Here is a 19,144-nt window from a genome sequence, read left to right on the forward strand (position 1 = left end):
TGACGCGCCCGGCCTGCCCGCGGGCCGTCCGGCGGCCCGGTGCCCGCGTCCGACCCCGGCGCCGTCGGCGCGACCGCCCGGCCATGATGAGCTTGGCCGCGTGAGCAACTCCGACGTGGACCAGCCCCTGTCCGACCCGGACGTCGTCGACCGGATCGGCGCCGACCTGCGGGCGGCGGGCTTCGACGCCGGCGGCGTGCCCGACCTGCTGGGTGCGGCGGCGCACCGGGCCCTGGGCCGGGGGGAGCCGGCGGCGGCCCTGCGGGCCACCCGGGACGGGTCGCCGCTGGCCACCCTCGTCCGGCTCTTCCTGCTGGGCGCGTCGGTCGACGAGCGGGCCGCCGCCCGCGCCCTGCCCACGACCGGGCTGCCCGCGGCCCTGGCCCAGCGGGTGCTGGAACGGGACGGCGACGAGGTCCGGGCGGCCCTGGACGTCCGCCCGCACGCCGCCGACGACGCGGAGTACCTGCTCGTCTCGGATCTCGATTCGGACGTCCGGCCCGGGCCCGTGCGCCCCGATCACGTCCTGGGCCTGGGTTCGGCATCGATCACCCTGGCCCGCGCGGTCGTCCGGGATCGGGTCGGCACGGCCCTCGACCTGGGCACCGGGTGCGGCATCCAGGCGTTGCACCTGGCCGGGCACGCCGGATCGGTGACGGCCACCGACGTGAACCCGCGCGCCCTGGCCCTGGCCGCCGCGACCGCCCGGCTCAACGGGCAGCACTGGGACCTGCGCGCCGGCTCCCTGTTCGAGCCGGTCGACGACCGGCGTTTCGATCTGATCGTGTCGAACCCGCCGTTCGTGGTCGGCGACGGCCGCGCCCGGTTCACCTACCGCGACTCCGGACTGCCCGGGGACGGGGTGGGCAAGGCGATCGTCACCGGCGCCCGCGCGCACCTGACCGAGGGCGGCACCGCCCAGCTGCTGGCCAACTGGCTCGTCGTCGGCGAGACGGACTGGCGCGACCGGGTCGGCGGCTGGATGGCGGCCAGCGGCTGCGACGCCTGGGTGGTCCAGCGCGAGATGGCCGACCCGGCCGAGTACGTCGGGCTCTGGCTGGCCGACGCCGGCGAGGACGGCCGCTCCGGCGGCGACCGCGCGGCCGCCGGTTCGCTGGCCGCCGACTGGCTCGACTGGTTCGCCGCGCACCGCGTCCGCGGGATCGGGATGGGCCTGATCACGTTGCGGCACAACGGGTCCGCGGATCCGTCCATCACCCTGGACGAGATCACCGGCGAGGAGATCACCGGCCCCGAGGTGGCCGCCTTCCTGGCCAACCGGGCGTGGGTGGAGGCCACCGGCGACGCCCGGCTGCTGGCCACCCGGTTCGAGCTGGCCCCCCAGGTGCTGCTGGAGCAACGCGCCCTGCCCGGCCACGACGGCTGGACGACGGTCTTCCGGATGGTCGTCCGGCCCGGCGGGCCCGGCGCCACCCTCCAGCTGGACGAGTGGAGTCAGGCGCTGCTGGCCGGGTGCACCGGCGCCGTCCCGCTGCAGGTGCTGATCGAACTGCTGGCCTCCGCCCACGGGGTGCCGGCCGGCGCGCTGGCCGCCGCGGTGGTGCCCTCCGTCCGGGTCGCCGTCATGCGGGGGCTGCTGCTTCCCGTCGCCGGCTGAGCCCGGTCCGACCCCGCCGGTTCGCCGCGACCATGCCCGCCACCGCCGCCCAGGTCGGAGCCCGCCCGGCGCGCAGGACGCCGAGCACGGACAGGGCCGAACAGACGGAACCGACAGAGCCGAACGAGTAGACCGAGCCGACCGACAGGATCGACCCGGCCGACCCGATCGACAGCACCGAGCCCGCCGAGCCGATCGACAGGATCGACCCGGCCGACCCGATCGACAGCACCGACCCGGCCGAGCCGATCGACAGGATGGAGCCGACCGACCCGATCGATCGGATCGACCCCGGGGACCGGGGACACTCCGACGCACCGGTCGCGGGCCGCTTCATCCGGCCATCGTGCCGCAGGCGCGCCGACCTGGCACGATGCGCCGGTGCGCGCCGTGACCAGCCGAGTCCTGTCCGCCAGCGTGTCCGTCGGGCCGGATCCCGACGGGTCGGACGCCGGCGGGCCCGACCCCGCGGTCCCTCCTGCTGACCCCACTGCTGCCCGCGCCGAGGTCGTCGGCCGGATCGACCGGCCCGGCCTGCTGGCGCTGATCGGCGTCACCCACACCGACGACGTCGGCACCGCCCGGGCCATGGCCGCCAAGCTGCACGAGTTGCGGATCCTGCGCGGCGACGTCTCGTGCGCGAGCAGCGGCGCTCCCCTGCTGGTCGTCAGCCAGTTCACCCTCTACGCCCGCACCGACAAGGGCCGCCGGCCCTCGTGGGACCTGGCCGCACCCCGGGACCGGGCCGAGCCCCTGGTCGATGAGGTGGTCGCCGAACTGCGGCGGCGCGGCGCGGAGGTCCGGACCGGTCGGTTCGGCGCGATGATGCAGGTGACCAGCGTCAACGACGGCCCGTTCACGGTGCTGCTGGAGGTCTGAGCCCGGCCCTGCCGAACTGTGACCTATCTCACTCACTGGTCCGTTCGCGTGATGGATACACGGTCGATGCGTCCCTTCTGCAGCAGGAAAGAAGGAACGTCGGCCCCGACGGCCGGTTTCCCATGCAGTTCCCATGACCGGCACACCGCAGCTCACAGCGGCCCGGGATTGGGTACTCGTCACGAAGTCGCACCGCCGTCCGGCCCCTGATCGCCGCGGATTGGCCCACTTCGTCCGGGGAACTAAATCGGGGCTGACAGGCGTTCGAATAGTCAGCGGGTCAGCAGCAAACGGCTCGCCTGAAGGAACGAAGGGAGCATCACATGGTCGCACCCTCATACGACCTCGATAGCGCGCGCCGGACCACCAGCACGGCCCCCGCCCGGTCCGCCGAGGAGGACCTGGACGCCCAGGGCCCCTCCGCCGACCTGGTGCGGGTGTACCTCAACGGTATCGGCAAGACCGCGCTGCTGACGGCCGAGCAGGAGGTCGAACTGGCCAAGCGGATCGAGGCGGGCGTGTTCGCCCAGCACGTCCTCGAATCCGACCTCGAGATGGCGCCGCAGCGGCGCAAGGACCTGCGCATGGTCGTCCGCGACGGTGGTCGCGCCCGCAACCACCTGCTGGTCGCCAACCTGCGGCTGGTCGTGTCGCTGGCCAAGCGGTACACCGGGCGTGGCATGCCGCTGCTCGACCTGATCCAGGAAGGCAACCTGGGCCTCATCCGTGCGGTCGAGAAGTTCGACTACACCAAGGGTTTCAAGTTCTCGACGTACGCGACCTGGTGGATCCGGCAGGCCATCTCCCGGGGCATGGCCGATCAGGGTCGCACCATCCGCCTGCCCGTCCACCTGGTGGAGCAGGTCAACAAGCTCTCGCGGCTCAAGCGCGAGCTGCACCAGCAGCTGGGCCGGGACGCCACGCTGGCCGAGCTGGCCCACGAGTCGGGCATCCCGGAGGAGAAGATCGCCGACCTGCTCGACCACGCGCGGGATCCGGTGAGCCTGGACATGCCGGTCGGCTCCGACGAGGAGGCGCCGCTGGGCGACTTCATCGAGGACGCCGAGTCCACCTCGGCCGAGGCGGCCGTCGTCGCCGGGTTCATGCACGACGACATCAACCGGGTGCTGCGGACGCTGGACGACCGCGAGCAGACCGTGGTCCGGCTGCGGTACGGGCTGGACGACGGGCGGCCCCGCACGCTGGACGAGATCGGCCGGCACTTCGGCATCTCCCGCGAGCGGGTGCGGCAGATCGAGCGCGACTCGATGGCCAAGCTGCGGGTGGGTGATCGTTCGGAGGTGCTCCGCTCCTACGCGAGCTGAGCCGCCGGAACGGGTGTTGTAGCGGCGAGCGCCTCGACAACGAGGTCCGCGCGCCGTCGCCAGAGGGACCGGGTCTGTGTGCGCACGGACCCGGTTCTTCGCGTCTACCGGCCGGTCGGCGGCCGACTCACCCGAACCGGAGCATCCGGACGGACCCGGCGGGCGCCAGGATGGTGCGGTGACCTCCCCCGCGTCCGTTCCCGCCTCGGTGCCTGCGTCCGGTGCGGCGCGTTCCGGCGCCGGCCTGGTGCTGCTCGTGCTGGCCGCCAGCCAGTTCCTGATGACGCTCGACAGCTCGGTGATGAACGTGTCGATGGCCACCGTGGCCGCCGACCTGGGCACGACGATCACCGGCATCCAGACGGCAATCACCCTGTACACGCTGGTGATGGCCACGCTGATGATCACCGGCGGCAAGCTCGGCTCGATCATGGGCCGGCGCCGGGCCATGGGCATCGGCATGGTCATCTACGCCGCCGGGTCGTTCGTCACCGGCATCTCCCCCAACCTGCCGGTCCTGCTGCTGGGCTGGTCGTTCCTGGAGGGTGTCGGCGCCGCCCTGATCATGCCGGCGATCGTCGCCCTGGTGGCCGCGAACTTCGCGCCCGAGAAGCGGTCAGGGGCCTACGGCATGGTGGCTGCGGCCTCGGCGGTGGCGGTCGCCGCCGGCCCGCTGATCGGCGGCGCGATGACCACCTACCTGTCCTGGCGGTACGTGTTCTTCGGCGAGGTCGTGATCGCCATCGCGATCCTGGCCACCCTGCGCAAGCTGCGCGACACCCCGCCGGTGCCCGGCCGGATCGACTACTTCGGATCGCTGCTGTCGGTGGTCGGTCTCGGCCTGCTGGTCTACGGGGTGCTCAAGTCCAGCGAGTGGGGCCTCGTGGTGCCCAAGCCGAATGCGCCGTCGCTGTTCGGAGCGTCGCTGACGGTGTGGTTCGTCGGCGCCGGCCTGCTGGTCGTCTACGGGTTCCTGCACTGGGAACGGCACCTGGAGGCCCGGCAGGACGCCGACCCGTCCGCGCTGCCGCCGCTGGTCCGGCCGAGCATGCTGGGAGTGCGGCAACTCACCGGCGGCCTGTCGATGTTCTTCGCGCAGTTCATGATCCAGGCCGGCGTGTTCTTCTCCATCCCGCTGTTCCTGTCGGTCGTGCTCGGCCTGTCCGCCCTGGAGACCGGGGTGCGCCTGGTGCCGCTGTCGATCGCGCTGCTCGTCGCCGCCGTCGGCATCCCCAAGGTGTGGCCCAGGGCCAATCCGCGCCGGGTGGTGCGGTTCGGGCTGCTCTGCATGATCGTCGGCATCGGCTTCCTGGTCGCCGGGATGGATCCGCAGGCCGACGCCGCGGTGGTCACCATCCCGATGGTGCTGATGGGTCTCGGGCTGGGGGCGCTGGCCTCCCAGCTGGGTGCGGTGACCGTGTCGGCGGTTCCGGAGGACCAGGCCGCCGAGGTCGGGGGCCTGCAGAACACCGCGACCAACCTGGGGGCCTCGATGGGCACCGCGCTGATCGGGTCGGTGCTGATCGCCACGCTGAGCACCGCCGCCCTCACCTCGGTCGCGTCCAGCGAGGTGATCTCCGCCCCGGTCAAGGCGCAGCTGACCACGGATCTGGCCAGCGGGGTGCCGTTCATCTCGGACGCGCAGGTGCAGGCCGAGCTGACCGCCGCCGGGGTCTCGACCACCGACGCCCAGGAGATCACCGCGATCAACGCCGACGCCCGGCTGCAGGCGCTGCAGGTCGCGTTCGCCGCGGCCGGTCTGGTCGCCATCCTGGCGCTGTTCCTCACCGGCCGGATCCCGGTGGTCCCGCCCGGCTCGCCGGAGACGGCCGAACCCGAACCCGCGCCCCCGGGCACGGCCGGCCCGGCCTGACCGGCGCCGGTCAGCGCATCCGGCGCCGCCAGTCGTCGAACTCCGACGGCGGTCCCACGGTGCCCCGGGCGCCGGTGATCGCGATGCCGTCGGGGCCGGCCAGCACCGGCTGCAGCTGCAGCTCGATCAGCTCCGGCACGTCGTCGGCCAGCGCGGACAGCCGCAGCGCCAGGTCGATCAGCGGCGCGTGGGGCACCACCTTCGCGCCGCGGTAGCCGCTCAGCAGCGGGGCCGCCCCGGGCGCGGCGATCAGGTCGGCGGCGTCCCGGTCGGTCAGCGGCACCGTCCGGTAGGCGCGATCCTCCAGCAGCTCGGTCGCCACCCCGCCCAGCCCGAACGAGACCAGGGCACCGAAGGACGGGTCGGCGGTGATCCGGAAGACGGTCGGCACCCCGGTGCGCTCGGGTGAGACCGACTTCTGCACGTACTGCCAGGGACCGGCGACGTCGAACAGGTCCTCGTAGGCATGGCGCACCTGGGCCTCGTTCTGCAGGCCGAGCCGGATCCCGGTCTGGTCGAGCCGGTGCCGCAGGGATTCGTCGAACGACTTGAGCACCACCGGGAATCCGATCTCGTGCGCCGCGGCCACGGCATCGGCCGCCGAGCCGATCGCCCGGAAGTCCTCGATCCGGATGCCGTAGCAGCCCAACAGGGCGACCAGTTCGGCGTCGACCAGCGGGCGGGCCGGGTCGTCGGGCGTGCGCATCGACTCGATCAGCCGGCGCACCCGCGCGGTCGCCGCCTTGCGGTCGAGCCCGGCCAGCTCGGGCAGCGTGCCGGCGGGCCGGCCGAGCCAGGCGCCGTAGCGGACCGCGTAGGACAGGGCCCCGACCGCCCGCTCGAGCGTGCGGTAGGACGGCACCGATCCGCGGGTCGGGTTGCCCCGCTCGTCGTGCACGCTCAGATGCTGGGTCAGCCCGTCCACGGCCAGGAAGGTGCTGACCGCGGGCACCGGGGCGTCCCGCAGCGCCTCCCGCAGGGCCGCCGCGTGGGCGTGGCCCTCGGTGGCCACCGGCGGGACCCAGCCCACGACCAGCGCATCGATGTCGTCGCGGTGGGCCATCTCCCGGACCGCCGCGGCCAGCTCGTCCGCGCCGACCTGGACGCCCAGGTCGATCGGCGAGTCCGCGGCCACGGCCAGCCCGGCCTCCAGGCAGAAGTCGACGGCCAGCACCCCCCGCGCGCTGGAATTGCCGATGATCCCGATCCGGTCGCCGCGCGGCACCGGCTGGGTCGACAGGAGCTGGGCGACGTCGAACGCCGTGGTCAGGCCGGGCGTCCGGATCACCCCGGCCTGCTCGAACAGGGTGGCCACCACGTCGTCGGACAAGGCCGACGAGGTCGCGACCAGGCCGGGCACGATCTGCGAGTGCCGCCCGGACTTCACCGCGATCACCGGCTTGGTGCGGGCCAGCACGCGGGCCAACCGGGCGAACTTGCGCGGGTTGCCGAACGATTCCAGGTACAGCAGCACGACCTCGGTCCGGTCGTCGCCGTGCCAGTACTGCAGCAGGTCGTTGCCGGAGACATCGGCCCGGTTGCCGGCGGAGACGAAGGTGGACAGGCCCATCGACCGGGCCGCGGCGTCGGCCAGGATCGCCACCCCCAGCGCCCCGGACTGGCAGAAGAACCCGATCGAGCCGGCCGGCGGGACCACCGGCGCGAGCGAGGCGTTGACCCGCACCTCGGGATCGGTGTTGATCATCCCGAGGCCGTTCGGGCCGAGCAGCCGCATCCCGGCGCCGCGGACCACCGCGGCCATCCGGCGCTGGGCCTGCGCCCCGTCCAGGCCGGCGTCGCTGAACCCGCCGGTCATCATGACCAGCCCGTGCACCCCCTTGACCCGGCAGGACTCGACGACCTCGGCGACCGTGGCCGTCGGCACGGTCACCACCGCGACGTCGACCGGATCGGGGATGTCGGTGACGGTCGGGTAGGCCCGGACGCCGAGCACCGACCGCGCGTCCGGGTTGACCGGGTAGACCGGACCGGCGAAGTCGCCGCGCAGCAGGTTGGCCAGCACGGCGTGCCCGATCTTGCTGGGGTCGCCGGAGGCGCCGATGACGGCGATCGACCGGGGCGAGACGAGCCGGCGGATCGACCGGGCCTCCGCCCGGTGCTCGCGGGACAGCACGACCGCCCGCGACTTCTCGGTCGGCGCGATGTCGAAGACCAGGTCGATGACCCCGGAGTCGTACTCCCGGTGCACGGTGTAGCCGGCGTCGATGAACACCCGCACCATCTGGGTGTTCTCGCCCAGCACCTCGGCGGTGAACCGGCGGATGCCGCGCTCCTGGGCGGCCACCGCCAGGTGCTCGAGCAGGATCGAGCCCAGGCCCCGGCCCTGCTGCGAGTCCTCCACCAGGAAGGCCACCTCGGCCGCGTCCGGGTCGCCGTGACCGGTGTTGCGATGAGCGGTGCCCGCGGCGATGAGCTCGCCGCCGAGCTCGACGACCAGGCCGATGGCGGTGTCGTGGTCGACGTCGACGAACACCGAGACCTGCGCGGCCGAGACCTGTTTGACCGCGGAGAAGTAGCGAAGGTACAGCGATCGGGCGGACATCCGGCCGTGCATGGCCCGGATCTGCTCCGCGTCGTCCGGGGTGGCCGGCCGCACGTGGGCGACCCCGCCGTCGGCCAGCACGACGTCGGCCTCCCAGTGCTGGGGGTACCCGGGCCCGGCCGGCGGTGGCGGCGCGCCGGGATCGGCCCCGGCCGGATCGGTGAGCACCGGGCCGCCGGCCGGGTCGGCGGGCAGGGATCCGGACGGTGCCGGGCCGGTCGGGGTCGGGCCGGGCGGGGTCGGGACGGTCACGTGGGCGTCAGTCACGAGGATCCCGGGGGTCGAGGCCGTGCAGCGGGAAAACCGCGTCCCGCGTCTGGAGGATCGCCCGGTCGACCGCCATCTCCTGGTGCCCGGTCCACGGCACGTGGGCGACCGGCTCCGGGTGGCCGTCGGACATGTCGATCGGCAGCGGCACGTCGGGCCGGGCCCGCGCGGCCTGGGCGACCCACTCCTGCGGCATCATCGTCGCCGGGTCCAGGTCGAGGTCGGCGACCACGGCCAGCAGGTGCGTCCACGCCCGCGGCACCACCCGGACCGGCGAGTAGCCGCCGCCGCCCAGGGCGAGCCAGCGGCCGCCGGCCACCTCGCGGGCCAGCTCGCGCAGCGCCAGGTAGGTGGTCCGCTGGCCGTCGACGGTCAGCATCAGGTCGGCCAGCGGGTCCTCGCGGTGGGCGTCGGCGCCCTGCTGGGTGACCAGGACGTCCGGCCGGAACGCGCGCAGCACGCCCGGCACCACGGCGTGGAACGCCCGCAGCCAGGCGGCGTCCCCGGTGCCGGCGGGCAGCGCGACGTTGACCGCCGTGCCCTGGGCCGGCCCGACGCCGATCTCGGTCGCCCACCCGGTCCCCGGGAACAGGGTCAGCGGCGACTCGTGCAGGGAGACGGTGAGCACCCGCGGATCGTCGTAGAACGCCGCCTGCACCCCGTCGCCGTGGTGGGCGTCGACGTCGACGTAGGCCACCCGCGGCACCCCCTCGCGCAGCAGGGCCCGGATGGCCAGGGCCGCGTCGTTGTAGACGCAGAAGCCCGAGGCGTGGTCGGGCATCGCGTGGTGCAGCCCGCCGCAGAAGTTGACCGCCCGGTCGACCTCGCCGCGGGCGATGGCCCGGGCCGCCTCGACCGACCCGCCGGCGATGAGGGCGGCGTTCTCGTGCATGCCCGGGAAGACCGGATTGTCGTCGGTGCCCAGGCCGTGCCCGACGGCCATCGGCACCGGACCGGACGCGGCGCGGACGGCCGCGATGTAGCCGGGGGTGTGCACCCAGCCCAGGGTCGCCTCGTCGGCCGCCTCCGGGACGAGCACGTCGTAGGCGTCACGGACCTTGAGCTCGGTGGCCAGCGCCCAGGTCAGATCCCAGCGCAGGGGATGCAGCGGGTGATCGCCGCCGAGGTCGTAGCCGAGCATTCGTCGATCCCAGACCACCAGCGGCGCCGCCATCGAACCAGGCTAGTTGGCCGAGTTGCGAGGCCACAATCGAGCACCGGAGGGGTGCCCTGAAGGCGATCCGGCGACGAAGGCGCCGGATTGTTCAGGGCACCCCTCACCCGGGCGACCGGCGCGGTCGCGGCCCGCCGCGGTGGGCCTGCTCACGGGGCCGACCGGACCTTCGGCCCCGGACGGTGCCCCGTCCCCGGTCAGCCGGTGGCGACCGGCCGGCCCACCGCACACCACTGCGAGTAGGACCCTGGGTAGAGCGCCGCCCGCCGGCCGGCCCGCTCGGCGGCCAGCACCAGCTGGCAGGCGGTGATGCCGGACCCGCACGAGGCGACCACCGCGACCCCGGCGCCGGCGCCGGCCGCGTCCAGCCGTTCGGCGATCTCGGTCGGCGACCGGTAGGTGCCGTCGGCGTGCATCAGCTCGGTCCCGGGCAGGTTGACCGCGCCGGGGATGTGGCCGGCGACCGGATCGAGCGGCTCGACCTCGCCCCGGTACCGGGCGGCGGCGCGCAGGTCCAGCAGCACCGCGCCGGCCGCGCCCGCGGCCGCCGCGGCCCCGTCGGCGTCGACGACCGGCAGGCCGCCGGGAACGACGGTGATCGAGCCGGCGGCGACCGGGTCGGCCGGTCCCGAGCCGGTCGGGCGGGCCGGGTCGGCCAGCCACGCCGGCAGGCCACCGTCCAGGACCCGCACGTCGGACAGCCCGGCCCACCGCAGCAGCCACCAGGCCCGGGCGGCGGCGAGCCCCGGGCCGCCGTCGTAGACCACCACGGCATCGCCGTCGGCCAGGCCCCGCGCCCGCCGCGGCCGCCAGGTCGCGGTCCAGGTCCAGGAACCGGGCGCCGGGCAGCCGGGCGGCCTGGTACCCGGCCGGGTCGCTGCCGCCGGCCAGCGTCCACCGGACGTCGAGCAGGACCGGCGGGGACCCGCCGGCGAGCCGGGCGGCGAGTTCGTCGGCGGCGATCAACGGGGACGGCGGGGAGTCGTTCATCGCCGACTATTGTGAAGCCTCGACGGAAAGAGGGTGCGCGCGCCCGGGCGGGCGTGCCCCGAGTGCCCACCGCACGGACCCGGCCCGCCTCCGACCCCGGCTTCCCGTCGTCCCACCGAAGTAGGATCGCGAGCGCCAAGAAGGGGACTCCGAGCGTGAACGACCTGATCGACACGACCGAGATGTACTTACGGACCGTCTTCGAACTGGAAGAAGAGGGCATCGTCCCGCTGCGCGCCCGGATCGCCGAACGGCTCAACCAGAGCGGCCCCACGGTCAGTCAGACGGTCGCCCGGATGCAGCGCGACGGCCTGCTCGTCGTCTCCGACGACCGGCACCTGGAGCTGACCGATCTCGGGCGCGAGCGCGCGACCGCGGTGATGCGCAAGCACCGGCTCGCCGAGCGGCTGCTGCTGGACGTGATCGGCCTGGACTGGCAGGACGTCCACGTCGAGGCCTGCCGGTGGGAGCACGTGATGAGCGAGCAGGTCGAGCAGCGGCTGGTCGCGCTGCTCGGGCATCCGCGGACTTCCCCCTACGGCAACCCCATCCCCGGCCTGGACCACCTGGGTGAGTCGGCGAGCCCGGTCACCGAGACCCATCGGGACCTGATCGGCGCCGACGTGGCCGCCGGGCGCGGCGGCCGGTACGAGGTCCGGCGGATCATCGAGATCGTGCAGAACCAGCCCACCGTGATGGACCGGCTGCACCGGGGCGGCATCGTGCCGGGCGCGGTCCTCGAGTTCACCGTCCGGGGCGATGCGATGGTCGCCGTCGACGGGCCGCTGTCCACCGAGTTGTCCCCCGACATCGCGCACGGCATCCACGTCCGCCCGGCGGCCTGACCCCGCCGGCCGACCCGCCACATCCACCGCGCCGGGCGTCCGGTCGCCACGAGCCGATCGGGGGCGCCGGTGGACCTGCCGCTGAGCGTGCTGGTGATGTTCCCGCTGCTGGCGGCGGCCGCCCCGATCCTGGCCGCGGTCGCCGGCCGCGTCGTGCGGATCCCGCTGGTGGTGTTCGAGATCGTGCTCGGCATCGTCTTCGGCCCCGCGGTGCTCGGCTGGGTCGCCCCCACCGACGCCACCGAGAAGCTGTCCAACCTCGGGCTGTGCATGCTGTTCTTCCTGGCCGGGAACGAGATCGATTTCCGCCGGATCCGCGGCCGGCCGCTCACCTCGTCGATCCTCGGCTGGCTGTTCGCGCTGGTCGTCGGGGTGGGGGCGGCGTGGGCCCTCGCTCCGACCCCGACCGCCGGCATCTTCGTCGGCATCGCCCTGACCAGCACCGCCCTGGGCACGCTCATGCCGATCCTGCGGGACGCCGGCGAGCTGCGCACCCCCTTCGGCGCCGCGATCATCGCCATCGGAGCGGTCGGCGAGTTCGGCCCGCTGATCGCCATCTCGCTGTTCCTGTCCGGCCGGCAGCCGGGCGTGGCCACGGTCGTGCTGCTGGCGTTCGTGGTGATCACCGCCGTCGCCATCGGACTGGCCGGCCGCGGCACCCACTCCCGGCTCACCTCGCTGGTCACCGCGACGCTGCACACCAGCGGGCAGTTCGCCGTTCGCCTGGTGCTGTGCCTGCTGCTGCTGCTGGTGGCGCTGAGCCTGCTGCTGGGCCTGGACATGCTGCTGGGCGCATTCGCGGCCGGGGTGATCGCCAAGCTGCTGCTGTCCGGGGCGTCGCCCCGGGACAAGGAGGCGATCGAGGGCAAGCTGGAGGCAGTGGGGTTCGGGTTCCTGGTGCCGATCTTCTTCATCAGCACCGGGCTGACGTTCGACCTCGACGCGCTGCTCGACCAGCCGCTGACGCTGCTGCTGCTGCCGGTGTTCCTGCTGTTGCTGCTGGCCGTGCGGGGCACCTCGACCCTGTTCACCACCCGCGGGTTGCCCCGGGCGGACCGGCGGGCGGCCATGTTGCTGGGCGCCACCGGGCTGCCGATCGTCGTGGCCGTCACCGACATCGGGGTGAAGTCCGGCGACCTGCCGGCCGGGACGGCGGCCGCCCTGGTCGGCGCCGGCATGCTGTCGGTGCTGCTCTACCCGCTGCTCGGGCTCGCCCTGCACCGCCGGGCCCCCGGTGGCGGCGTCAAGCCGGCCGACCGGGACGTCCCGGAGATCGCCGAGGAAGGATGATGTCGGTCCGTACGCTGGTGCGGTGAGCGTCGTTTCCCCCGCCGATGCCGGCGTCCGCATCCCCGAGACCCCGCGCTCCGCGGCGGTCAGCGCCCCGCTGATGTCGGCCGACGCCGCGGCGCAGGCCCTCGCCGGCCGACGGCTGATCGTGCTGACCGGGGCCGGCCTGTCCACCGACTCGGGCATCCCCGACTACCGCGGGCCCGACTCGCCGCCCCGCTCCCCCATGACCTACGACGAGTTCCTGTCCGGCCCGGTCGCCCGCCAGCGGTACTGGGCGCGCAGCCACATCGGGTGGCAGCGGCTCGGTTCGGCCCGGCCCAACGACGGGCACCGGGCGCTGGCCGCGCTGGAGTCGACCGGCCCGGTGCGCGCCCTGGTCACCCAGAACGTCGACGGGCTGCACCGGGCGGCCGGCAGCCGGGCGGTGATCGACCTGCACGGCCGGATCGACCAGGTGATCTGCCTGCAGTGCGGGGACGTCACCGGCCGGCTCGAGCTGCACCACCGGCTGGACGAGGCCAACCCGGACTTCGCCGCGCACGCGGACGTCCGGACCGCCCCCGACGGGGACGTGGAACTGGACGACACCTCCGGCTTCCGGCTCGTCCCGTGCCTGCGCTGCGGCGGGATCCTCAAGCCCGACGTGGTGTTCTTCGGTGAGAACGTGCCCCGGGCCCGGGTCGATCAGGTCTACTCGGCCATGGCCGGCGGCGAGGCCCTGCTGGTCGCCGGGTCGTCGTTGACGGTGATGTCCGGCCTGCGGTTCGTCCGGCACGCCGCCAAGCTCGGCTGGCCGATCGTCATCGTCAACCGCGGCATCACCCGCGGCGATCCGCTGGCGCTGGGCCGGGTCGACGCCGGTTGCACCGAGACGCTGACCGCGCTGGCCCGGCGCTGGGGGCACTGATCCCACGCATCTGATGCGCAGTCCGGTATCATCAGATGCGTGCGAACCACCATCGATCTCGACCCGCTGGTGCTGGCTGCGCTGAAGGCACGGCAGCAGCGAGAGGGCAAGACTTTGGGAGTGCTGGTGTCCGAATTGCTGAGCAAGGCGCTGGCCGAGGAGGAACCCAGGCCGGAGATCGACTTCCACTGGCCGGCCAAGGCCATGGGCGCCCTGATCGACATCAACGACAAGGAAGCCTTGTGGGCAGTCCTTGACGAGCCGATGACCCGGAATGATGTCCGCGACCGTTGACGTCACTGTGCTCCTGCACGCTTCGGATGCGGAGACCGCCGAGCACGCCGCCGCGCAAAGACTGCTGGCGCAGCTCGTTCGAGGCCCGGCTCTCACCACCCTTTTCTGGCCGGTGCTGCTTTCGTACCTCAGGATCGCCACCAACCCTCGCGTCTACGCCCGACCGCTGGCCCCGTCGGACGTGATCGGAGTGATCGACCGGTTGCTCGCCGTTCCGTCAGTCCGGGTCATCGGCGAGGACTCGGGCATGTGGGCCGCCTACAAGCACCTGGATGTCGGTCAGCCGATCCGCGGCGACCTTGTTCCCGATGCCGTGATCGCCGCACTCATGCTCAGCAACGGCGTGTCCACCATTTACACCCGAGACCGTGGCTTCCGGCGGTTCGACGGGATCAAAGTGATCGACCCGTTCGCCTGATTCATGACCGGAAGGAAAGTGCGGCGGGCCGCACTTTCCTTCCGGCCCGTCGCCGATCAGACCTTGCGCACGGCGACCGCGAGCTTGGCGTTGACGCCGGTGCCCACGACCAGGTCGGCGGTGCCGGTCCACCCGGTGGGCAGCTGCGTCGACACGGCGGGGTCACCCACGGCCAGCACCTGCTCGGCCAGCCAGCCCCAGCGACCGAGCACGGCGGCCCGGGCCACCTCGTCGTCGCCGGCCACCGCCAGCTCGATCCGGTCGGAGACGTCCAGACCGGCGCTCTTGCGCAGGTCCTGCACGCCCCGGGCGACGTCCCGGACCAGGCCGTCGGCGATCAGATCGTCGTCCAGCGCGGTGTCCAGGGCGACGAAGCCGCCCGACGCCAGCAGCCCGACAGCGTCGGACGACGTCCCGGCCGCGGAGAGTTCGAGGGTGAACTCGCCATCGGCCAGCACGATGTCGCCACAGGTGACGGTGCCGTCGTCGGCCACCGACCAGTCGCCGGCCTTGGCCGCCTTGATCACCTGCTGCACCTGCCGGCCCAGCCGGGGTCCGGCCGCGCGGGCGTTGACGGTGAGCCGGCGGGTGACCCGCTCGTCGTGCTCGGCCAGCTCGGTGACGTCCACTGCGCGCACGTTCACCTCGTCGGCCAGCAAGGCCGTGAACGGCGCCAGCGCGGCGGCGTCCCGAACGGCGACCGTCATCGCGGCCAGCGGCTGCCGGACCCGCAGCTTGCCGGCCTTGCGGACCGACAACGCGACCGACGCGACCTCCCGGACCTCGTCCATCGCCGTCACCAGGTCGGCGTCCAGCGGCAGCTCGTCGGCCGCCGGCCAGTCGGTCAGGTGCACCGACCGTGACCCGGTGAGCCCGCGGTGGATGACCTCGGTGGTCAACGGCAGCAGCGGGGCGGCCACCCGGCACAGCGCCTCGAGCACCGTGTGCAGGGTGTCGATGGCCGCCCGGTCACCCTCCCAGAAGCGCTGCCGGGAGCGGCGGATGTACCAGTTGGTCAACCCGTCCAGGTACACCCGGACCGCCTGGCAGGCACCGGCCAGGTCGTAGGCGTCCATCGCGGCGGTGACGTCGGCGACCAGCTCGGCCGTCTTGGCCAGGATGTACCGGTCCAGCACGTCGGTCGAGTCGGTCCTGATCGACCCGGCGACTCCCCCCGCATTGGCGTACAGCGACAGGAACGACCAGGCGTTCCACAGCGGGAGCACGGCCTGCCGGACGCTGTCCCGGATCCCCTGTTCGGTGACGACCAGGTCGGCGCCGCGCAGGATCGGCGAGGCCCTCAGGAACCAGCGCATCGCGTCCGAGCCGTCCCGCTCGAACACCTGCCCCACGTCGGGGTAATTGCGGCGGGACTTGCTCATCTTCTGCCCGTCGTCACCGAGCACGATCCCGTGCGCCATGCAGGTCACGAACGCCGGCCGGTCGAACAGGGCGGTGGCCAGCACGTGCAGCGTGTAGAACCAGCCGCGGGTCTGCCCGTTGTACTCGACGATGAAGTCACCCGGGTAGTGGTGCTCGAACCAGTCCCGGTTCTCGAACGGGTAGTGCACCTGGGCGTAGGGCATCGAGCCGGACTCGAACCAGCAGTCCAGCACCTCGGGCACCCGGCGCATGGTGGAGCGGCCGGTCGGGTCGTCCGGATTGGGCCGGGTGAGCTCGTCGATCATCGGGCGGTGCAGGTCCGTCGGACGGACGCCGAAGTCGCGTTCGAGGTCGTCCAGCGACCCGTAGACGTCGACCCGCGGGTAGGCCGGGTCGTCCGAGGTCCAGACCGGGATCGGCGAGCCCCAGAAGCGGTTGCGGGAGATCGACCAGTCGCGGGCGCCCTCCAGCCACTTGCCGAACTGGCCGTCCTTGATGTGCCCGGGCACCCAGGTGATCTGCTGGTTGAGCTCGACCATGCGGTCGCGGAACCGGGTGACGGCCACGAACCAGGACGAGACGGCCCGCTGGATCAGCGGGGTGTCGCACCGCCAGCAGTGCGGGTACGGGTGCTCGTAGCTGTCGCGGCGCACCAGCAGGCCGGCCGCCTTCAGGTCGGCCATGATCGGGATGTTGGCGTCGAAGACTCCGAATCCCTCGTACGGCGGCACCTGCGCGGTGAACCGGCCCTGCGCGTCGACCGGGTTGACCACCTCGATGCCGGCCGCGTCGGTGACCGCCTTGTCCTCCTCACCGAAGGCCGGCGCGATGTGCACGACGCCGGTGCCGTCCTCGGTGGTGACGTACTCGGCGGTCAGCACCTGGTGGGCATTGTCCCGGCCCAGGAAGAAGCTGAACGGCGGAGTGTAGGGCGTTCCGATCAGCTGCGAGCCGGTGTACGTCGCGAGCACCGCCGGGTCCTCCCCCAGCTCCTTGGCGTACGCCCCGAGCCGCGCCTGCGCCAGCAGGTACCGGCCGGCGAACGGGCCGGCGGACTCGACGACGACGTACTCGATGTCCGGCCCGACCGCGGCGGCCAGGTTCGACGGCAGGGTCCACGGCGTGGTCGTCCAGATGAGCGCGTTCACCCCGTCCAACGCCGGGTCGTCCGACCGCAGCCGCAACGACACGGTGACCGCCGGGTCCTGCCGGCTCCGGTAGGTGTCGTCCATCTTGGTCTCGGTGGCCGACAGCGGCGTCTCGCAGCGGAAGCAGTACCAGAGCACCCGGTAGCCCTCGTAGATCAGGCCCTTGTCCCACAACGTCTTGAAGGCCCACATGACGGATTCCATGTAGTCCAGGTCGAGGGTCTTGTAGTCGTTGGCGAAGTCGACCCAGCGGGCCTGCCGGGTGACGTACTCCTCCCACTCGTGGGTGTACCGGAGCACCGACTCGCGGCAGGCGTCGTTGAACGCCTCGATGCCCATGCCGACGATCTCGGACTTGTGCTTGATGCCCAGCTGCCGTTCGGCCTCGACCTCGGCCGGCAGGCCGTGGGTGTCCCAGCCGAAGCGCCGCTCCACCCGGCGCCCGCGCATGGTGTGGTAGCGCGGGACGCTGTCCTTGACGTAGCCGGTCAGCAGGTGGCCGTAGTGCGGCAGGCCATTGGCGAACGGCGGCCCGTCGTAGAAGACGTACTCGTTGCCGCCGTTCTCACCGGCGGCCCGGTTGTCGATCGAGGCCTGGAAGGTGCCGTCCTTGGCCCAGTAGGCCAGGACCTCGCGCTCGAGGGCCGGGAAGTCCGGGTGCGTGGCGACCGTCCCGGCGCCCGCCCGCGGGTAGGGGGTCGACTCGGTGGCGGCACCGGCCGCGGTCTGGTTCATGCTCGGGTACTCCTCGTCGCTGCAGGTCGTCACTCACTGCAGGGACGAGGCGCGACCGGTGCCGGTCGTGTCCCGCGGTACCACCCCGCTTGCCCGGTTCCGGTGCCTGGGCACCGGGCCGGACCGCTCGTTCGCCGGCTGTGTCGGGCCGGACCCGTTCGGGTCTAGTAAGAGCCCGCCCCCCGATCCACGGCGGGCGGGACTCCGTTCTTCCGAATGGCTCGCCGGTGATGGCCGGGTCGTCGCCGTGGTGCTGCACTTCTCCTGGATCCAGCCTAACGGCTGCCGTCCAGCTGATATTCCGTCGGTCAGTCGCCCGGGCCGGAGGTGACTGCCACCGGCTTCTGCTCGCGGGACCCGCCGTCGTCGAGCTGGGCCAACTGCTCGCTGATCCAGCTCTTGAGCCGGCCGCGGTATTCCTTCTCGTACCCGCGCAGGTCCTCGATCTTCTTCTCCAGGCTGACCCGGTCGGTGGTCAGCTTGCCGATCGTCTCGTCGTACCGGGTCTTGGCCTCGAGGTCGAGGGACTCGGCCTTGGCCTGGCTCTCCCGCTCGGTGGCCTCGGCCCGGGCGCTGGCGTCGGACAGCAGTGCCTCGGCCTGGCTCTTGGCGTCGGAGACGGTCCGCTCGGCCTGCTCGGTCGCCTCGAGGGTGACCCGGTCGGCCTCCGCCCGGGCCTCGCCGGTCAGCTTGTCCGCCGTCTCCTGGGCCAGGCCGAGCAACCGGGCGGCCGCGGTGTGGGCCTCGCCGGTGGTCATCGGCGCGGCCTGCGCGGCCGGCTTGGTCAGCGGGACGGTCTGGCCGCCACCGGCCTGGTCGGACTTGGTCTTGAGCTCCGCGTTCTCCTCGATGAGGCGGGCCAGCTCGGCCTCCACCACGTCCAGGAAGGCGTCGACCTCGTCCTCGTCGTAGCCGCGCTTGCCGATCGACGGTTTCTTGAACGCAACGTTGTGCACATCGGCTGGGGTCAGCGGCATGACTTGCTCCTCGGTGGCTCTACTCAGACTCTCCGCACAGCGCTCGCCGTGATCGTCTCGGGAAAGAATAGTCGGACCGGCGGTGGACCTGGGGGGTTGGAAGTTGTCGATACGACGACCTACCCGCCGACCGGCCCGGGCCGCCGGACGGTCAGAGGGCGTTGACGGCCAGCCGCCAGACGACCTCCATCAGGATGTACACGATGATGAGCAGCACGATGATGCTCAGGTCGAAGCCCATCCCGCCCAGCCGGACCGTCGGAATGATCTTGCGGAACAGCTTCACCGGCGGGTCGGTGGTGACGTACAACACCTCCATCGCCACGGCCGGCGCACCGGCCGGCCGCCAGGTCTTGGCGAAGACGCGGACGAACTCGATGACGATCCGGCCCAGCAGCGCCAGCCGGAAGAACCAGAGAAGCAGCCAGACGACCTGCCAGAGGAGGGACACCCCT

General features: G+C 72.8%; 15 protein-coding genes and 1 pseudogene. 9 read left to right on the forward strand and 7 right to left on the reverse strand.

All coding sequences use genetic code 11. The annotated features are described in order from the left end of the window. Positions 1–100 precede the first annotated feature (100 nt). Positions 101–1,618 (forward strand): DUF7059 domain-containing protein, encoded by a 1,518-nt coding sequence (locus ACOJUF_RS13030; RefSeq protein WP_420122269.1) that lies wholly within the window; start codon positions 101–103, stop codon positions 1,616–1,618. Here the strand turns inward: ACOJUF_RS13030 and ACOJUF_RS13035 are convergent. Continuing rightward, entirely contained in the window at positions 1,584–1,955 is a 372-nt protein-coding gene (locus ACOJUF_RS13035) for a hypothetical protein (RefSeq protein WP_420122270.1), read from the reverse strand. The two genes, ACOJUF_RS13030 and ACOJUF_RS13035, sit on opposite strands and share 35 nt — an antisense overlap. Positions 1,956–1,999: 44 nt before the next feature. Between ACOJUF_RS13035 and dtd the strand changes: the two genes are divergently transcribed. From dtd to ACOJUF_RS13050, 3 genes are all read left to right on the forward strand, one after another. Continuing rightward, positions 2,000–2,497, forward strand: coding sequence for a D-aminoacyl-tRNA deacylase (gene dtd / locus ACOJUF_RS13040; protein WP_420122271.1), 498 nt, complete (start codon positions 2,000–2,002; stop codon positions 2,495–2,497). Positions 2,498–2,820: 323 nt separating this feature from the next. Beyond that, positions 2,821–3,822, forward strand: coding sequence for a sigma-70 family RNA polymerase sigma factor (locus ACOJUF_RS13045; protein WP_420122272.1), 1,002 nt, complete (start codon positions 2,821–2,823; stop codon positions 3,820–3,822). 178 nt (positions 3,823–4,000) lie between these two features. Then, entirely contained in the window at positions 4,001–5,695 is a 1,695-nt protein-coding gene (locus ACOJUF_RS13050) for an MFS transporter (protein WP_420122273.1), read from the forward strand. Between the two features lie 10 nt (positions 5,696–5,705). Here ACOJUF_RS13050 and ACOJUF_RS13055 read toward each other — a convergent pair whose 3' ends face one another. The 3 genes and pseudogenes from ACOJUF_RS13055 to ACOJUF_RS13065 all read right to left on the reverse strand — a co-directional run bounded on the left by ACOJUF_RS13055 (position 5,706) and on the right by ACOJUF_RS13065 (position 10,689). Further along, entirely contained in the window at positions 5,706–8,525 is a 2,820-nt protein-coding gene (locus ACOJUF_RS13055) for a GNAT family N-acetyltransferase (RefSeq protein WP_420122274.1), read from the reverse strand. Next, positions 8,518–9,699, reverse strand: coding sequence for an acetoin utilization protein AcuC (locus ACOJUF_RS13060; RefSeq protein ID WP_420122275.1), 1,182 nt, complete (start codon positions 9,697–9,699; stop codon positions 8,518–8,520). The genes ACOJUF_RS13055 and ACOJUF_RS13060 overlap by 8 nt, the downstream gene beginning before the upstream one ends. Positions 9,700–9,896: 197 nt before the next feature. Next, positions 9,897–10,689 (reverse strand): annotated as a pseudogene (locus ACOJUF_RS13065) (sulfurtransferase). 155 nt (positions 10,690–10,844) lie between these two features. Between ACOJUF_RS13065 and ACOJUF_RS13070 the strand changes: the two are divergent. The 5 genes from ACOJUF_RS13070 (at position 10,845) to ACOJUF_RS13090 (ending at position 14,446) form a co-directional block, all read left to right on the forward strand. Next, positions 10,845–11,534, forward strand: coding sequence for a metal-dependent transcriptional regulator (locus ACOJUF_RS13070; RefSeq protein WP_420122276.1), 690 nt, complete (start codon positions 10,845–10,847; stop codon positions 11,532–11,534). Positions 11,535–11,603: 69 nt separating this feature from the next. Next, the gene (locus ACOJUF_RS13075; RefSeq protein ID WP_420122277.1) at positions 11,604–12,824 is read left to right on the forward strand and encodes a cation:proton antiporter; all 1,221 of its coding nucleotides are present in this window, start codon (positions 11,604–11,606) and stop codon (positions 12,822–12,824) included. Between the two features lie 100 nt (positions 12,825–12,924). Further along, a complete protein-coding gene (locus ACOJUF_RS13080) occupies positions 12,925–13,734 on the forward strand; it encodes an NAD-dependent protein deacetylase (protein ID WP_420122281.1) in 810 nt (269 codons plus the stop codon). Between the two features lie 39 nt (positions 13,735–13,773). Then, the gene (locus ACOJUF_RS13085; RefSeq protein WP_420122278.1) at positions 13,774–14,028 is read left to right on the forward strand and encodes an antitoxin; all 255 of its coding nucleotides are present in this window, start codon (positions 13,774–13,776) and stop codon (positions 14,026–14,028) included. Continuing rightward, positions 14,012–14,446 carry a TA system VapC family ribonuclease toxin gene (locus ACOJUF_RS13090; RefSeq protein WP_420122279.1) on the forward strand — a complete coding sequence of 145 codons (435 nt, stop codon included), beginning with the start codon at positions 14,012–14,014 and terminating at the stop codon, positions 14,444–14,446. The genes ACOJUF_RS13085 and ACOJUF_RS13090 overlap by 17 nt, the downstream gene beginning before the upstream one ends. Positions 14,447–14,502: 56 nt before the next feature. Here the strand turns inward: ACOJUF_RS13090 and ileS are convergent, their stop codons facing one another. The 3 genes from ileS to ACOJUF_RS13105 form a co-directional block, all read right to left on the reverse strand. Further along, complete coding sequence (gene ileS, locus ACOJUF_RS13095) at positions 14,503–17,712, reverse strand: isoleucine--tRNA ligase (RefSeq protein ID WP_420122282.1); 3,210 nt, start codon at positions 17,710–17,712, stop codon at positions 14,503–14,505. A 308-nt stretch (positions 17,713–18,020) separates the two neighbouring features. Next, positions 18,021–18,689, reverse strand: coding sequence for a DivIVA domain-containing protein (locus tag ACOJUF_RS13100; RefSeq protein ID WP_420122280.1), 669 nt, complete (start codon positions 18,687–18,689; stop codon positions 18,021–18,023). Between the two features lie 151 nt (positions 18,690–18,840). Next, complete coding sequence (locus ACOJUF_RS13105) at positions 18,841–19,140, reverse strand: YggT family protein (RefSeq protein WP_420122283.1); 300 nt, start codon at positions 19,138–19,140, stop codon at positions 18,841–18,843. Positions 19,141–19,144: the final 4 nt, after the last annotated feature.

Origin of the sequence: Nakamurella sp., from assembly GCF_048594475.1 — a bacterium.
Taxonomy (GTDB): Bacteria; Actinomycetota; Actinomycetes; order Mycobacteriales; family Nakamurellaceae; genus Nakamurella.